Annotated in this window: 14 protein-coding genes; 4 read left to right on the forward strand and 10 right to left on the reverse strand. The window is 42.5% G+C overall.

All coding sequences use genetic code 11. The features are described 5' to 3' along the window. From VIM89_RS16610 to VIM89_RS16620, 3 genes are all read left to right on the forward strand, one after another. A complete protein-coding gene (locus VIM89_RS16610) occupies positions 1 to 681 on the forward strand; it encodes a response regulator transcription factor (RefSeq protein WP_488157296.1) in 681 nt (226 codons plus the stop codon). 6 nt (positions 682 to 687) lie between these two features. Next, entirely contained in the window at positions 688 to 2,025 is a 1,338-nt protein-coding gene (locus VIM89_RS16615) for a sensor histidine kinase (protein ID WP_488157297.1), read from the forward strand. 272 nt (positions 2,026 to 2,297) lie between these two features. Further along, positions 2,298 to 3,323 carry a GntR family transcriptional regulator gene (locus tag VIM89_RS16620; RefSeq protein ID WP_488157298.1) on the forward strand — a complete coding sequence of 342 codons (1,026 nt, stop codon included), beginning with the start codon at positions 2,298 to 2,300 and terminating at the stop codon, positions 3,321 to 3,323. On the opposite strand, the gene VIM89_RS16625 is transcribed toward VIM89_RS16620, so the two are convergent. From VIM89_RS16625 to VIM89_RS16665, 9 genes are all read right to left on the reverse strand, one after another. Next, the gene (locus VIM89_RS16625) at positions 3,320 to 3,916 is read right to left on the reverse strand and encodes a LutC/YkgG family protein (RefSeq protein WP_488157299.1); all 597 of its coding nucleotides are present in this window, start codon (positions 3,914 to 3,916) and stop codon (positions 3,320 to 3,322) included. The genes VIM89_RS16620 and VIM89_RS16625 overlap by 4 nt on opposite strands. Beyond that, positions 3,913 to 5,286 (reverse strand): lactate utilization protein B, encoded by a 1,374-nt coding sequence (locus VIM89_RS16630; RefSeq protein WP_488157300.1) that lies wholly within the window; start codon positions 5,284 to 5,286, stop codon positions 3,913 to 3,915. Before VIM89_RS16630 ends, VIM89_RS16625 begins: the two co-directional genes overlap by 4 nt. 5 nt (positions 5,287 to 5,291) lie before the next feature. Next, positions 5,292 to 6,032, reverse strand: coding sequence for a (Fe-S)-binding protein (locus VIM89_RS16635; RefSeq protein WP_488157301.1), 741 nt, complete (start codon positions 6,030 to 6,032; stop codon positions 5,292 to 5,294). After that, positions 6,029 to 7,414: an FGGY-family carbohydrate kinase gene (locus tag VIM89_RS16640; RefSeq protein ID WP_488157302.1), complete on the reverse strand. Its 1,386-nt coding sequence runs from the start codon at positions 7,412 to 7,414 to the stop codon at positions 6,029 to 6,031. Before VIM89_RS16640 ends, VIM89_RS16635 begins: the two co-directional genes overlap by 4 nt. Continuing rightward, complete coding sequence (locus VIM89_RS16645; RefSeq protein WP_488157303.1) at positions 7,415 to 8,689, reverse strand: sugar isomerase; 1,275 nt, start codon at positions 8,687 to 8,689, stop codon at positions 7,415 to 7,417. It abuts the gene before it with no gap. 11 nt (positions 8,690 to 8,700) lie between these two features. Continuing rightward, the gene (locus VIM89_RS16650; RefSeq protein WP_488157304.1) at positions 8,701 to 10,818 is read right to left on the reverse strand and encodes a bifunctional aldolase/short-chain dehydrogenase; all 2,118 of its coding nucleotides are present in this window, start codon (positions 10,816 to 10,818) and stop codon (positions 8,701 to 8,703) included. A 14-nt stretch (positions 10,819 to 10,832) separates the two neighbouring features. Then, positions 10,833 to 11,915: an L-rhamnose/proton symporter RhaT gene (rhaT, locus tag VIM89_RS16655; RefSeq protein WP_488157305.1), complete on the reverse strand. Its 1,083-nt coding sequence runs from the start codon at positions 11,913 to 11,915 to the stop codon at positions 10,833 to 10,835. 427 nt (positions 11,916 to 12,342) lie between these two features. Beyond that, entirely contained in the window at positions 12,343 to 14,697 is a 2,355-nt protein-coding gene (locus VIM89_RS16660) for a beta-glucosidase (protein ID WP_488157306.1), read from the reverse strand. A 24-nt stretch (positions 14,698 to 14,721) separates the two neighbouring features. Then, on the reverse strand, positions 14,722 to 15,096 hold the full coding sequence (locus tag VIM89_RS16665; RefSeq protein WP_488157307.1) for a hypothetical protein: 375 nt from the start codon (positions 15,094 to 15,096) through the stop codon (positions 14,722 to 14,724). 140 nt (positions 15,097 to 15,236) lie between these two features. Here VIM89_RS16665 and VIM89_RS16670 point away from each other — a divergent pair, with 140 nt between their 5' ends. Beyond that, a complete protein-coding gene (locus VIM89_RS16670; RefSeq protein WP_488157308.1) occupies positions 15,237 to 16,010 on the forward strand; it encodes an NUDIX hydrolase in 774 nt (257 codons plus the stop codon). Positions 16,011 to 16,033: 23 nt separating this feature from the next. On the opposite strand, the gene VIM89_RS16675 is transcribed toward VIM89_RS16670, so the two are convergent. Further along, on the reverse strand, positions 16,034 to 16,543 hold a 510-nt coding region (locus VIM89_RS16675), incomplete at its 5' end, for a sugar phosphate isomerase/epimerase family protein (RefSeq protein WP_488157309.1).

Raw genomic sequence — 16,543 nt, forward strand, 5'->3', positions numbered from 1 at the left:
ATGAATGTTCTGATTGTTGAAGACGAAAAAGCACTGACGAATGAGCTGGAGATTTTTCTATCTAACTCAAATTATATTTGTGAGGTTTGCTTCGATGGTATTTCTGCATCAGAGAAAATAGCAACCAACCTGTATGATTTTATCCTGATTGACCTCGGTCTGCCCGATTACGACGGGCTTGATCTTTTAAAAGAAGCAAAAAAATATAATCCCGAAGCGGCATGTATCATATTAACCGCACGTGCAGAAGTGAACGACCGTATAAAAGGACTTGATCTGGGTGCAGACGATTATCTGCCAAAGCCATTCTCACTACTCGAGCTGCAAAGCCGGATGCAGGCTATTATTCGCAGGAAATTCGGGCTCAAGCATTCCGTAGTAATGCTGGGTGATTTTGTGATCGATCTGACCAATCGTACAATATCCCATAATAATACCCCTATTAGCAGTATCACCAAAAAGGAATTCGACCTGGTAGCTTATATGTTGCTGCATAAAAACAGGACCCTAACCCGGTCCCAATTAAGTGAGCATATATGGGGAAGCATCGTAAATGATGATTATGATTCCAACTACATTGATGCCCACATAAAAAATATCCGTAAAAAACTGAATGCATATAGCTCACCCGACTGGCTGGAAACGGTGCGGGGATTAGGCTATCGTATCAATATTAGTTAAACGCCTTTGAAGCTCGGAACCAAACTGACACTGTTTAATACCATCTCTAAAGTGGTAATAGTGGTGTTGTTTGTATTGTTGCTGCCGACGCTGATCAGGGATATTAACCGCAGTTATACTGATAACTGGCTCAGACGCCAGGAGGACAAGGTATTGAAACTCGTTAGCGGGCCCGGTATCAATAATTACATACAGAATGGTGAAGGCTATGGCAGCTACAATGCATTGCTTAAGGAAGAGTATGTGAGTCTGGACGTTGATTCATTAAATGAAAGTATCGATACTATTTTTAATGAAAACCGGCTTGTTGAAGGCGATACCATCCAATACCGGATATTGAGTCATAATTTTAAGGTTGGCAAGCAAAATTACATACTGGAGATAGGGAAAAGTATCGATACTATTAACGAAACTACCACGCCCTTACAAAACATAGCCCTTGAAATATTACTGGGGATGATCCTGCTGACCATCCTGGCCGACCAGGTTTACTCTACCTATGTTCTGCGGCCTTTAGGATTGATCATTAAAACAAAACTGATCGGGCATAAGTTCCCGAACCATACACCTTATAAGAAGGTCAAGACCTCAACCACCGACTTTGAATACCTGGATATCAGCATTCATAAGATGATCCAGACCATCGAAAGTACTTTCCAGAAGGAACGCGAATTTATTTCGAACGCATCGCACGAGCTGATGACTCCGATATCCATACTGCAATCGAAAATCGAGAATATGTTTGAGGAGGAGGACATTCCCGATGAAACTAAAGTGCGGTTGATTGAGATGCAGAAGATCTTGAACCGGCTGAAAAGCATCACCAAAACATTGCTGCTTATCTCGCAGATAGAAAATGAACAGTTCTTGAAAGAAGATAACATATCTTTATCTGAACTGATCCACGAGGTGTATGAAGAAATATCTATTCGTCTGCAGGAGAAAGAAATCATTTGCGAAATAGATATCCCCGCTGAATGGGAGTTAAATCATGTAAATAAATTCCTGCTCTTCAACTTGTTTTTCAACCTGATAAATAATGCCATTAAATACAATAAAGAGCATGGCGAGATTAAAATAACCGGTCATGCGGATAATAAATTTTTTATTGTTGCTGTAGCCGATACCGGCATAGGCATCAGTGCAGAGCGCATCCCTCATATCTTTAATCGTTTTAAAAAATTCACGCAATCGCTTCAACAGGATAGTTTCGGTTTGGGATTACCTATTGTAAAATCTATAGCTGATTTTCATCAAATCCGTATCGAAGTAGCCTCGGAACCCGAAGTTGGTACCACCTTTAAGCTGATTTTTCCGGCTAATCTTATAACAATTACATCATAATTAGCTGTAAAATAGCCACTTGTGAATATTTTTAATTTTATACTACTTTTCCTATAGACATTATATATTAATTCATATATTTGTTCCATGATAGTTAAACAATACGTTTTCTATCACACATAATGCAGAGCGCTTACCGGGGCAAACAGATGGTTCGAATCCATCCTCTGCGTCTCTCTTCTCTCTTAGGTTTTATAATTGGTTGAAAGAGTTCCTGCCCATCAGGAGCTCTTCTTTTTTATAAAAAAACTATGTTTGTATTGTAGGCCATTATGAAGAATTACCTGAAGATTGTTGAGATAGATGAGTATTCCATCACTCCGAAATATTTACAGCTCATCAATTCCATTTTAAGGGGTATTGAATCGGGGAAGATTGAGAAAGATGATATTCTTCCATCTATTAATGATTTCTGTGTGGCATTGGATACTTCAAGGAATACGATTGAAAGGGCTTACACCGAATTAAAGAAGGCAGGTGTTGTAAAATCAGTTGCAGGAAAAGGGTATTTTATAGCGAATACAAATTTCAACCAACCGGTAAAAGTTCTTTTATTATTCAACAAACTTAGCAGCCATAAAAAGATCATGTATGACGCTTTTGCGGCGACTTTAGGGAACAATGCTGCCATCGACTTTTATATCTATAATAACGATTTCAATGTATTCAAAAAGCTGATCCTGGATAAGATTAACAACTACTCCAAGTTCGTGATCATTCCGCACTTTATGGAGAATACTGAGCGTGCCTATGAAGTGATCAATGCCATACCAAAGGATAAATTGATACTGATGGATAAGCTGGAATCCGGTGTCACAGGTCAGTTCGGTGCTGTTTATGAAAGCTTTGAAAAAGACATTTACGAAGCCCTTGAAAAACTGCTCAACAAGCTGGGCAAGTATCATACATTGAAGATCATATTCCCTGAGAATTCCTATTACCCAAAAGAAATACTCACAGGCTTCCTTAATTTTTGCCAGCAATATGCTTTTGATTATGAAGTGATCTATTCCCTGAAGGAGGAAAAAGTATTAAAAGATGTGGCCTACATCAATGTAATGGAAGACCACCTGGTGGAATTGATCGAGAAGATCATCGCAGCAAAATTAAAAGTAGGCAACGATGTAGGCGTGATCTCCTACAATGAAACCCCATTGAAAAAGATCATCCTGGATGGCATAACCACTATCTCAACTGATTTTGCGTTGATGGGCAAGAAAACCGCTGGACTGGTTTTAACCAATTCAACGGAACATATTGCGATTCCTTTTAAAGTTACAGAGAGAAGTTCCCTTTAGTCTTCGCTAAGCAGGAATAGGCTCATACTCCTTGGGCCATGAGCGCCTATTACCAATGATTGTTCGATATCAGCCGTTTTTGAAGGACCGGCTATAAAAGCACCAAATCCTTGCGTAGTAATCCCGATAGAACTATATGCATCGTGCATTGTCGGCACAATATTTTTTGCATCAACTATTACGGCCAGATGCTGGGTTATAAAAGGCAACACTCTTTGCCCCATCTGATCTTCGGTGATCCATATACCACCGTTTTCGGCTACAGCAAGATCAGATCGCAATATCGCCAGTTCAACATCAGCTAATTCGACAGGCAAATTTTTCAGGTATTCTTTGGTATCTGCAATATCGCTGAGTTCTGATAAAGTTGAGACAATTCTCTTCCCCTCTCCAAAATTATTTTGGATTGCGGTTTTTACCTCATCTATATTCTTTACCTCACATACCTTGGCGCCAATATTTGTGGCGATGGTTGTAAATTGAGCTAATAAATTTTCTTTGTTAGCGTAAGCTTTAAGCGGTTCAACATCCGGCAAAGCAGTCAACTCAGGTTGATTAGCTCGGATAGCTGATACTATTTTTTCCCTGCTCATTTTTTCCCCCTGTTCTTTTTGTACCATTCATCAAATGATTCTGCCGGTGGTTTCGGCATATCGCGTTGTTTATACCATGGATTTAAACTATTATTTACCGCAAATGGCGCGTACTTCATCACAATCCTTCCTGCTTTTCCTGCTACGTGATAAATGCTTGGAGATGAAAGCGTCCAATTCATCATTTTCATACCGGCGCTTTTGGTTTTGGTCGTATATCCAGCTTTAACAATCACCTGCCGCCATTTATATAATTGGTCGTGAATATCAATTTTTACCGGGCAAACATTGGAGCATGATCCGCACAGTGTAGAAGCAAACGGCAGATCGGCATATTTTTCCATATCCAGGTTTGGCGCCAGAATGGAACCAATCGGACCACTGATGGCATTGTGATAACTGTGGCCACCACTGCGGCGATAAACCGGGCAGGTATTCATACAAGCGCCACAACGTATGCATTTAAGTGAATTGCGAAAATCTTTTCGACTTAATTGGACGCTCCGCCCATTATCTACAATCACGATATGCATCTCCTGCCCAGGCCGTGGTTTTTTATAATGACTGGAGTAGGTAGTAATCGGTTGTCCTGTTGCACTACGGGTAAGCAATCTTAGAAATACACCCAGATGCTCTCGTTTAGGAATGATCTTTTCTATACCCATGCTGGCGATATGCACTTCGGAAAGATGTGCTCCCATGTCAGCGTTACCTTCGTTGGTACAAACGATGAATTCACCTGTTTCGGCAATCGCAAAGTTTACGCCTGTAAGAGCGATTTTTCGTGTTAGAAAAACTTCTCTCAAATGCTGGCGCGCAGTTTCGGCCAGTATTTGCGGATCGGAAACACCTGCGGGTGTTCCAAGGTGTTCATGAAATAAATCACCTATTTCTTCTTTCTTTTTATGGATACAAGGCAAAACGATATGGCTAGGCGGTTCTTTTGCCAGTTGTACAATGCGTTCGCCTAAATCAGAATCAATTACTTCGATGCCGTTCTCAGCCAGGTATTCGTTCAGATGGCATTCTTCTGTCAGCATGGATTTACTCTTTACCATACGGTTAACGCCATGCCTTTTGATAATCCTGTGTACTATCTCGTTATGTTCCTTCGCGTCAGCAGCCCAGTGAACGGTGATGCCATTTGCCAATGCATTAGCTTCAAATGCTTCCAGGTAATTGGCCAGATTTGACAGGGTATGCTCTTTAATCTTAGAGCCTGTCTCTCTCAACAATTCCCATTCAGGAAATTGATTTACGGCTTTATCGCGTTTCTGACGGATCCACCATAAAGTTTCATCGTGCCAGTCGACACGTTGTTCATCGGCATTGAATTGCCCGGCGAGTTCAGCATGATTTTTTGTTGACATCGTACTCATTGGGCTGAAGAATTTAATATTTCGGCAATATGTATCACTTTCACTTTGCTCTCCTGTCTTCTTAAAATACCTTCCATGTGCATCAGGCACGACATGTCTGCCCCGGTAATATACTCGGCACCATGTTCCAAATGATCTGTAACACGATCAATACCCATTTTTACCGAAACTGCTTCTTCGGCTACGCAGAATGTCCCCCCAAAACCGCAGCATTCATCCTGTCGGCTCAGCGGGATCAACTCAATTCCCTGTACCATATTGAGTAGCTGCACTGGCTTGGAAAATGGCTCAGCTACCAATTCAGTCATTTGTGATATTTTTAGTCCGCGCTGACCGTGGCAACTTTGATGCACACCTACCTTATGTGGAAATGTAGCGTCAAGATGATCTACCTTTAGTATATCGGTTAAAAACTCTGTCAGTTCGTATACTTTGTGGCGTACCTGCACTGCTTCATTTTCCCTGTTTTCAGAATGCAGATGATCTTTTATATGCAGTATGCAACTCCCCGAAGGCGATACGATATAATCAAAGGCAGAAAAATTGTCTATGAATAGCTCGTTGCAACCAGTTGTCAGGTGCTCGTAACCCGAGTTAGCCATAGGCTGGCCGCAGCAGGTTTGTTTGGGCGGATAAACTACAGATACACCCAATTTTTCGAGTAGTTGTAAAGTAGCTATTGCAGCACCGGGATAAAACTGGTCTACATAGCAGGGAATAAAAAGTCCAACAGTCATTTGGTTACAGGCTTGCTTTGCGCGTAATACTTCAATTCAATAATGTCGCCTGGTATAGGTTTATTGTTCCAGGATCTATGAATGGCCAGCGCCGCGCCAATGGCAGTCGCCTGGGCCATTGAAGCTGCAAAAACCTCGATCTCGGGAAAGGCATTTGCCAGTAAGTTCATATATACAGCGTTTTTACTAAAACCACCGTCAACAAAAATCCGCTTCACAAAAGTACCTTTCAGCACCAACCGGGTAGAGTATACCTGCTGATGTATCAGGTCGAGGACCAGTTGATGATAGGCTTCTGTTTCGTCGCTAAAAATACTTAAATCTCTGTTTTTAAAAACGGATTCCTTCAAAAATGCGTCAGAATGCTTGTTTTGCTGAATAGATTGCTGCAATTTATTAATTACTTCAGGGTCAAAAGGCATCGTTCTAAACCTGATCGCGTCCTGTTTAAAATGTTCGGCAATGCGCTTTACCTGTTGTTCGTGTTCATTTCCTGCAAACAACCTTGATGCCTTAACCAGCTTACCCTGGTATTGCAGGAAACATAAGCAATCCCGCTGCAATTCATTCTGAGTTAATGGGGCTTGGTTGAACGGGTTCATGCTGATACACCATGTTCCGGTTGAGATCAGGATAAAAGGTTCGTTGAAACTCACCAGGTAGGGGATAAGCGCAGCAGAGCTATCATGCAAACCAATACCTACACAATAATTGTTACCCGGAAAGCAAGCTTCTAAAGCCTCAGCAGGGCTCTTGATTGGCGCCAATTTTAGTGATAAGCCCTCCTTTTCAACCCACTCGTGATATCGACGGTTGTTAAAGTCCCATAAGGCAGTATGGCAACCGATGCTGGTAATATCCGAACAATATTGGCCGGATATCAATGAACTCAAATATTGAGGAAGGTGCAGCGCATACTTCAGTTTTTTAAAGATTTCGGGCTTCTGTATTTTTAGTCGATAGAGTTGAAGACCAGAATTTAGACTTCCCAGGATAGGCGATGCCGTTTCGGACGCAAACTTTTCTTCCCCACCGTATTTAGCGTAAAGCTGTTTGCTTAGTTCTTCCGGAAACGGCTTCAGGTAATTGTATAATGGCGTTAGAGGCTTGCCTTCTTCATCTACATAAACCAGGCTTGCCCCATAGGCGCTAAAGTTTACAGCCCTCACCTCAAACTCCTTCAGACGGAATATCGTGCTTAATGAATCAAATACAGACAGCCGCAGGCTTTCCAGGTTTTCACAAGGAAACCCATCCTCATCTGCGGTTTCAATAAAACGGGCCGATTTTTCATAAACTATCTGGTAATGCTCATCAAACAGGAATAGTTTCTTATTCGTTTTGCCGACATCAAAAATAGCTATGACGGGTATTGGCTTCATTTACAATCCGGTTGCTATAGTTTTCAGTCCTCTTTCCTTGATCAGATTATCACGCGCACCGAGCTTTCTGAAAAGCGCTAAAGGTTGTAATGCTCCGCCTGCCAGTAAGCGTGCCTGTGCCACCAGTGGACGCACATCCGTACGATAAGCATGTTGCAAAATCTCCTGCGCCTGCACCACATCGTTATTTTTTTGCGCCTGTTTCAGAGCAATCTGGTCAACCAGCAACGCCTGTGCATAGGCTATTTTTATAGCCTCTACCGACTGCAACAGATCTTCTATCGGATCTTTTATATTGTGCGAGGCGTCGATCATCCAGCCTATCCCTGTGGCATGATTCATACCTCTTGCGTCCATACCCTCTACCAGTTCATTAAAGATCAGGAATAACTGATATGGATTAATGCTACCTACAGTCAGGTCATCATCACCGTATTTTGAATCGTTAAAATGGAAACCTGCCAACTTGCCTTCCATCAAAAGCAAGGCAACTATCTGCTCAATGTTCGCTCCCTGAAGGTGATGACCGAGATCAACTAAAGTTTGTGCCTTGTTACCCAGTTTGCTTGATAACAGGTAGGATTGCCCCCAATCGCCAATGGTGGTTGAGTAAAAGTTAGGCTCATAGGGTTTATATTCTACCCACATCTTCCAGTCATCTGGTAAAGCAGAGTATATCTGCTGCAAACTATCAAATGTCCGCTCAAAAGCACCACGCATATTCAGCTGGCCAGGGAAGTTTGAGCCATCCGATAGCCAGACTGACAACGCTTTTGAATCGAGTTCAACACCGTATTTTATCACCTGGATATTGTGCTCAATTGCTTGCTGGCGAACCGCCTTATCCACATGGTTCAATGAACCAAATTTATAGCTTAGTTCCTGGTCGGGCTGATCCTGGAATGTATTGGAATTGACTGCATCAAAATGCAGCCCGTAATGTGCTGCCAGTGCTTTTATTGTTGAAGCATTTTCAGGAATATCCCATGGAATATGTAAGGAGATAGAATTGCTGGATTTGTTTAAGGCATGGATCAAACCCACATCAGCAATTTTATCTTCCAAATTACGTGGTTCGCCACCGCCAGAAAATCGACCAAAGCGTGTACCACCCGTACCCAATGCCCAGCTTGGGATTGCGATATTAAACGCAATGAGCTTTTTTATGACCTCATCTACATTGGGCACTCCCTCGGCAATAAATTCAAATTTGCGTTTATGTTCCGCCTCAAGCTGCTGGTTGTGTTCGCCAATAACTTCTTTCCCTTGTTTCATACTGGTTCAATTTATCTTACAAATGCCATTGCCACGCCGCCATCTACATTCAATACATTACCAGTCGATTTATTCAGCAATCCGCCAACAAAAGCAAAACATGCATTGGCAATATCCTGCGGTAAAATCACCTGGTTAAGCAAAGTGCGTTTGGCATAATAAGCCGGTAATTCTTCAATGGTAATTCCATATGCTTTAGCGCGGCCTTCAGCCCAGCCACCTGCCCAAATATTACTATCGCTGATCACTGCGTCGGGGTTTACTACATTTACGCGAATATTGTCTGAACCTAATTCCGCTGCATTTAATCTGCTCAGGTGTAATTGTGCCGCTTTTGCACTACCATACCCTGCGTTATTTGGACCACTTACCAGAGCGTTTTTGCTGACGATATTAATCACGTCTCCACCAATAGCTTGTTTTTGCATTACTTTAACGGCAGCCTGGGTAATAAAGAACTGACCTTTCACCAGCACATCATAAAGCAGGTCCCAATCTTTTTCAGTATGGTCGCCGATTGATTTGGAGATGGACAAACCAGCGTTATTTATTACAATATCTACCCCGCCAAAAGCTAATGCTGCTGCATTTAATGCTTCGTCGATCTGCTCTTGTTTGGTCACGTCCAATAACGCTGTGGTATAAGAATCTTTGCCGAATTGCTTTTTAAACTCTTCACCAGCGCCCTCTAGGCGTTCAGCATTCATGTCGTTGAGGATCACCACGGCACCTTCTTCCACAAATTTTTTAGCGATAGCTTTACCAATACCACCTGCGCTACCGGTTATCAGGGCGATCCTGCCGGATAATGCTTTTGGTTTTGGCATACGTTGCAGCTTCGCTTCTTCCAGCAGCCAGTATTCGATATCAAAAGCTTCCTGGCGAGGCAATGAAGTGTATTCAGAAACAGCTTCCGCACCTTTCATTACATTGATCGCGTTTATATAAAACTCGGATGCCACGCGGGTAGTTTGTTTATCTTTTGAAAAAGAGAACATACCCACACCCGGGTAAAGAATGATCACCGGGTTGGCATCGCGCACCGGCGGACTGTTTGGATGTTTGCAGTTTTCGTAATACTCGGTGTACATCTTCCGGTATGCTTCAAAAGCCGGTTGCAATTTCTCTTTGATCGCTTTTTCATCTGATAAGTCTTCATCCGATTTCAACTCAAGCACCAGCGGACTAATTTTCGTTCTCAAAAAGTGATCCGGGCAACTGGTTCCCATTGGAGCCAGCCGAGTTAAATCATTGGAGTTAATGAACTCCAACACACGCGCATCATCTGTAAAATGCCCCACCATGTGGCGCTCACTCGAACAGAAGCCGCGTAATATTGGTGCAATAGCTGCAGCTTGTTTTTTGCGATCCGCTTCGCTCAGGCTTTCTAACTTTTTCCCGCCAAATACAGGGCCTTTTTTGCCATAATTATCTTCCAGGTAAGCAGCGCAACGTTCTATAACTTCCAGAGTGTTGATATAGCTTTCATAAGCCGTATCGCCCCAGGTAAACAAACCATGTGAGCCCAACATTATACCACGAATGCCCGGATTATTATCAAGACATTCTTTCAATTTTAAGCCCAGATCAAAACCCGGTCTCTGCCAATCAACCCAACCGATACTACCGCTGAATAATTCTTGCGTAATGCGCTTTCCATCTTTTGCTGCCGCGATGGCAATGGCTGCGTCAGGGTGTAAGTGGTCGATATGTTTAAATGGCAAAAACCCGTGCAGAGGTGTATCAATAGATGGCGCTTTTGAGTTCAGATCATATATACAATGGTTGAATAGCTCTACCATTTCATCCTCAAACTCCAGTCCGCGGTATACATTTTTCAGGCTGCGTAACCTGTCGACATATAATGCGGCTAGTCCACTTTTTTTAAGCGTTCCTATATCCCCGCCTGAGCCTTTGATCCACATTACTTCGGTTTCCTCGCCGGTCAGCGGGTCGTTTGCTATGGCTTTGCACGAGGTATTGCCGCCGCCATAGTTGGTCAGTCGCAGATCAGCCCCAAGCAAATTCGACCTGTAAATTAGTAATCCTACTTCATCGCCTTCCAGTTTTTCGGCTGCTGCGTCATCCCACAGATAACTCACATATTTGAAGTCAGCAGTTGTTTTCATATAAATATTTATTTTTAAGCTTTTAATGAGTTTCCGTAGCCTACGAGGAGTACAGAAACGATAATGATCAATATACCTGCAATCACCGTGGCAAAGGCTTTTTTGCTTACCCCTTTCCATTCTTTCAGGAGCAGTCCCCATATATTGGCGACCAGGATAATGAATGCCATGTGCAGTATCCACGAACTTGCGCCGTTACCCAATCTGCTTTCGCCCATGCCATAGAAAAAGAATTGCAAAAACCAGGTTGTGCCTGCCAATGCCGAGAATAAGTAGTTTCTCAGCAACGGTGTCTTTTTATCTGCGTAATTATCAAATGTTTTATTGCGTGCATTCAGGATCATGCACCAGATAAAGTTGGTGGTCAATCCTCCCCATAGCAAGGGCACATAGGTAACATTGTTTTGAAACAGGAAATTTCCTTGTCCGGGATGCGCAGCCTGCCATAAATGATTAGCTGTATCCGCCATATCCTTACCGGCTTCGATACCGAAATTAAAGCAAGCGCTCAGCACGCCTGAAACGATTGCTACAAATATTCCTATGCCGAAATGGTATTCTTTATTATCTGCCGCAGCAGTTTGGTTTTTTTGAAGGTCTTTCTCCTTTATCGTACCCGCTTTACCGCAAACAATAATCCCGATAACGCATACGATGATGCCTATCAATACCATTTGTCCCCAGTGGGTATGTAGCAATGTGCCAAAATTATCCTTCCCTGCTTTTGGATTGAGACTGTAATAAATCGAAGGCACAAGTGAGCCAAATACCGAGCAAAGTCCCAATATGATTGTGCTGCCTAATGAAACGCCTAGATAACGAACGCCGAGTCCATAGGTCAAACCACCGATTCCCCAAAGCAAGCCAAAAAAATAGGTGAGCCAAATTACACCGCCATTAGTCTGGTGGATGATCTCGGCAAAGCCGGGAATAGTAAGCCATGCAGCTATCGGCGGAACGATAAGCCATGAGAATAATCCACCCACTATCCAGAAGCTTTCCCAGGCCCAGCCCTTTACTTTTTTGTAAGGAATATAAAAACTACCCGACGCGAAACCACCGATAAAATGGAAGATTACTCCGAATATTACCTGCATTTAATTTAAGTTGATTGGTTGACGATAATTTTTGCTAAGGTAATTTACAACTTTTTAGCAACTGTCCTTATCTGTCTTTAACTGCCAAAATCTATTCTTATTTGTGAGTGAGAGACACAAATCCATTTCCTAAAATGATGCTCCGTTAGGAGCTAAATGTCGGTAGAAATAATAATTGAAATATATTTTCTGCGCCGTAGGTGCAATACCTGACATGCATTTCGAATAGCAATGTCGAAAATGTGTTGCACCTACGGCGCAAAAAATGGGGTGTTATGTTTTTTCTACCAACATGTTACCCTTATGGGGTAAATCATAAAGATATAAATACATCATAATCCTCAAGAGGTAATTTAAACCAAAAAAGTCTTCCGGGTTATCCGGAAGACTTTAAGACCAGTTAATTATTATTTTTAAGAGATTCTGCTTATTTAGCCTTCAGCTCATCGATGCTTACTTGAGGAACTAAGGCCTTGTGCACTTTTTCAACGGTAATAGATTTAGCAAGGCTGAATGGCTTTTCCAGTTTGATATCCGCACTTGACGCGCCAATCTTAACCTTGTATTCGCCTGCATCTGCTACCCAGGCCGACTGAGCAGTATCAAAAGAAGCTAATGATTTTGCATCTAAAGTAAATGTTAAAGTTTGAGATTCGCCCGGTTTCAACTCTTTTGTTTTTGCAAAGCCTTTTAACTCTTCAGATGGTTTATCCATGCTTTTGTGCGGGGCACTCAGGTACAATTCAGCCACTTCTTTACCTGCAACCGATCCGGTATTGGTAACGGTTACTGTAGCTGTGATCTTACCATTAAATGCAGCGCTGCTTAAGGTCAGTTTGCTGTAGGAGAAGCTGGTGTATGACAATCCATAACCGAACGCGTAAGCTGGTTTAATCTTAAAGGTATTATAGTAACGATAGCCTACATAAACGCCTTCCTGGTAAACAACTTCGGCAGGAATGGATTTGCCCATCATGCCCTGAGTTGCTTTTTCAGGGAATTCTTTACCAGGGAAGTTTTTAGCTGAAGGTACATCGCTATAAGACTCAGGGAAAGTAGTTGCCAGTTTGCCTGATGGATTTACTTTGCCGCTCAATACATCGGCAATAGCGTTACCACCTTCTTCGCCAGGTTGCCATGCCAGCAATATGGCATCAACCTTATCGCGGAATGCCTTTACATCGATCACACCGCCAATGTTTAACACGGCAATAACCGGTTTATGTTTTGCATGGAAAGCATCAGAGACACTGGTGATCATATCTTTTTCAAGATCAGTCAACTCATAGTCATCAGCTACTTTACGGTCGTTACCTTCGCCGGCATTTCTGCCTATGTAGATGATCGCCACATCCGATGCGTCTGCTTTTTGACCTGCACTGCCGGCATCAAATTTATATTCAGGTGCAAAAGGTGTTGGATTCATCAGCTCCTGTATCAAAGATTTCTTTGGATGCTTGGACGCGTAGTCAGCCAGGTAGCCTTTGTAATTCTGCGCTAATGCATCATCCAGCTTGTAACCAGCCTTGGTCAACCCTTCATTTAAGGAAACTACGTATGGTTTATTTACATCGCCGCTTCCTGTGCCACCTGCTATCAGGTCGTAGCCGTGATTACCAAACAGTGCAATAGTTGCACCGCTCTTTTTTATAGGTAATGCATTGTCGTTGTTTTTCAGCAGGATCATACTCTCAGCTGCAGCTTCCCTTGATATTTGTGAATGCCCTTTAAGATCGGCTTTGTTTGGATAATCGTAATTTTTTGCGGTAAGCGTATGTACCAGTACATTTAAAACAGCCTCTACATTTTTATCCAGTTCGGCTTCTGAAAGTTTTCCTGATTTTACAGCCTCGGTAATCGCTTTTACCTGGGTTGGATTTCCCGGCATCATCAAGTTGTTGCCTGCATACACCTGCGCGGCAGCATCTTTACCACCGAACCAGTCGCTCATCACGAGACCTTTATATGCCCAATCTTCGCGCAAAACTGTCGTTAGCAAGTCACGGCTCTCAGAAGCATAAGTACCGTTGATCAGGTTATAAGAGCTCATGACCGCCCATGGATGAGATCTTTTGATAGCGATCTCAAAGTTCCTCAAATAGATCTCGCGCAAGGCACGTTCGCTAATAATCTCGTTTACCGAAGCGCGGTCAGTTTCCTGGTTATTTGCCGCAAAGTGTTTGATAGTTGCACCAACACCTTGCGACTGGATACCATTAATAATAGCCGAAGCCATGCTACCCGAAACCAGCGGATCTTCTGAATAGTATTCAAAGTTTCGTCCTCCAAGCGGATTTCGATGGATATTAACACCCGGACCAAGTATAAAGTCAATGCCGTATGATTTGATCTCTGAACCAAAGGCAACGCCCACTTTTCTAACCAGTGCAGTATCCCAGCTTGATGCCAGTAATGTTCCCACCGGCCATGCGGTTGAAAATAAATTATCTGCTGAATCCTTTTTGGTCATCACAAACCTGTGAATACCTGCAGGCCCGTCAGCCATACCTATAGAAGGTATTCCGAATTTAGGGTTCGGATTAGTGTGTCCGGATATCGTAGGCATTTTATCAGGAGTTTTGTCAACAGCTCCCATACTTAAGCCCGGCATGGAAAACCCTTTACCCACAACCACTTTCACCTTATCCTCCAGGCTCATTTTCTTCACGATCTCTTTGATCGGGTCTTTACCAAACTGCGGCTCTTTCTCCTGCGCAAAAGCAGATTGTCCGGCTACTAATGCTGCTACTACGACAATCTGCACAAAAAATAATTTCTTCATTTCTATTCTAATGGATTTATCTGCTTAGTGATTTTCTTTAACACGTATACCTTTTGCCTCGAACATGCCCATCAGGCTGCCTTTTACATGGTCGTCATCTACCGGCTCCAATGTTAAATTTACATCGTAGCTCTGGATGGTAAATGCGGCGTTGATGGTTTTGTCCTTTTCGTCGATCTGGGTGATCTTGGTCATTTCCTTGCCAGTGGTATCCTGTACAACTCCGCCTAATTTGCCGTCTTTTCTTTCCAACACGAAGGTTAGTTTAGCATCGCCGTTGGGTGTACCCATAATGACAACGTTCCATTTGCCCGGGAAATAATCGGTGGTTTGCGCTTTTGCGTTCAGGCCAAAGAACAGGGCTGTGGCCAATGTAAAAATGAAAGTCAGTTTTCTCATAATGTCTTTTTGGTTAAATAGTTAAATACAATCCGTAATTTGAACGGAATAAATATATATCGCTATTTTTACAAAAGCAAGTTTCATTGCGTATTTTTTACACAATAGAAAATTTCTAATTTTGAAAACGATAATTAACCATGACAGAAGATCTGTTCGACGACTTTTTTAACCATGCAAATGATTACCTGCGCAATGTGTCGGTTGATAATGTGATATTCGGTTATCATGAAAAAGAACTGAAAGTTTTGTTGCAACAGCCTTTTGCAGATGAGAAATGGACGGTGACCGGAGGTTATATCAAACGAACAGAGTCGATTGAAGAGGCAGCAAAACGAATAGCTTATTTACGGACCGGCTTAAGGGGATTGTTTTTACAAAAGTTCAATGCCTTCGGAAATCCTCAACGCGTAGCCGACAATGGGTTTACTGCCGAAAAAATATCAAAGATAGCCGGGATTGAAATACCTGCCGACTCCTGGATATTCGATTATTTTGTGTCGATAGCTTTTTATACGCTGACGGAATTTTCTAAAGTAACCGTTACAAAATCCGAGCAGGAGGCGGATTGCGCCTGGTGGCCAGTAAATGAGTTGCCTCCAATGATGTTCGATCATGAAATGATCATTAAAGAAGCATTGAAAGCTATGCGCCTCCATATTGCTCATTATCCGATAGGATACGAACTGCTGGAAGAAAAATTTACCTTGCCTGAAATCCATAGCTTGTACGAGACTATTCTTGGCAAACAATTGGATGACCGGAACTTTGCCAAACGCCTGATGGCAACAGGTATTATTATCAAGCTCAATGAGACGAGGAAGATTGGCCCTCACCGCTCGCCTTATCTTTATAAGTTTGATAAGGAGAAATATGAAACTGCATTAAAAAGCGGGGCGGACCTGGCTTTCTGATTTCGAGGCCTGATGTTCACAAATCAGCTAAAATGCTTCCTCATGGTTTGGCTATAATCGGCTAAAGCAAGTTCAGATGAAGGCAGTTCAGGGTGCCATAGTTTTTCCCATTCAAAACTGTAATAACCCTGGTAATTGTTTTTTGCCAGCAAATCAATAGCCTCAAAAATGGGTGTATCGCCTTTGCCCAGGAAGACATATTGAACATCACTACCCGAAACCTTTGCATCCTTGATATGGGTATGACGTATATATTTTTTCAGCCTTTCAAAAACCCGGCCCACCGGTTCTTTAGTGATTGACCACATATTTACAACATCCCAGATCATGCCTGCATGTTTGTGTTCAGCAGCTTTCAGCACTTTTTCAAGATCATCTGAATGAACCAGGTCGCCATGCGATTCTATAAGTACGGATACATTGCTTCCTTCCGCATATTTTGCCAGCGTCAGCAGTCCGCCAGCCATCAGATCCATGGTTATATTTTTGTCTGTTCCCTTCGGAAAATCATTGGGAAACACCCTGATAAACGG

Source organism: Mucilaginibacter sp., from assembly GCF_036568825.1.
GTDB lineage: Bacteria > Bacteroidota > Bacteroidia > Sphingobacteriales > Sphingobacteriaceae > Mucilaginibacter.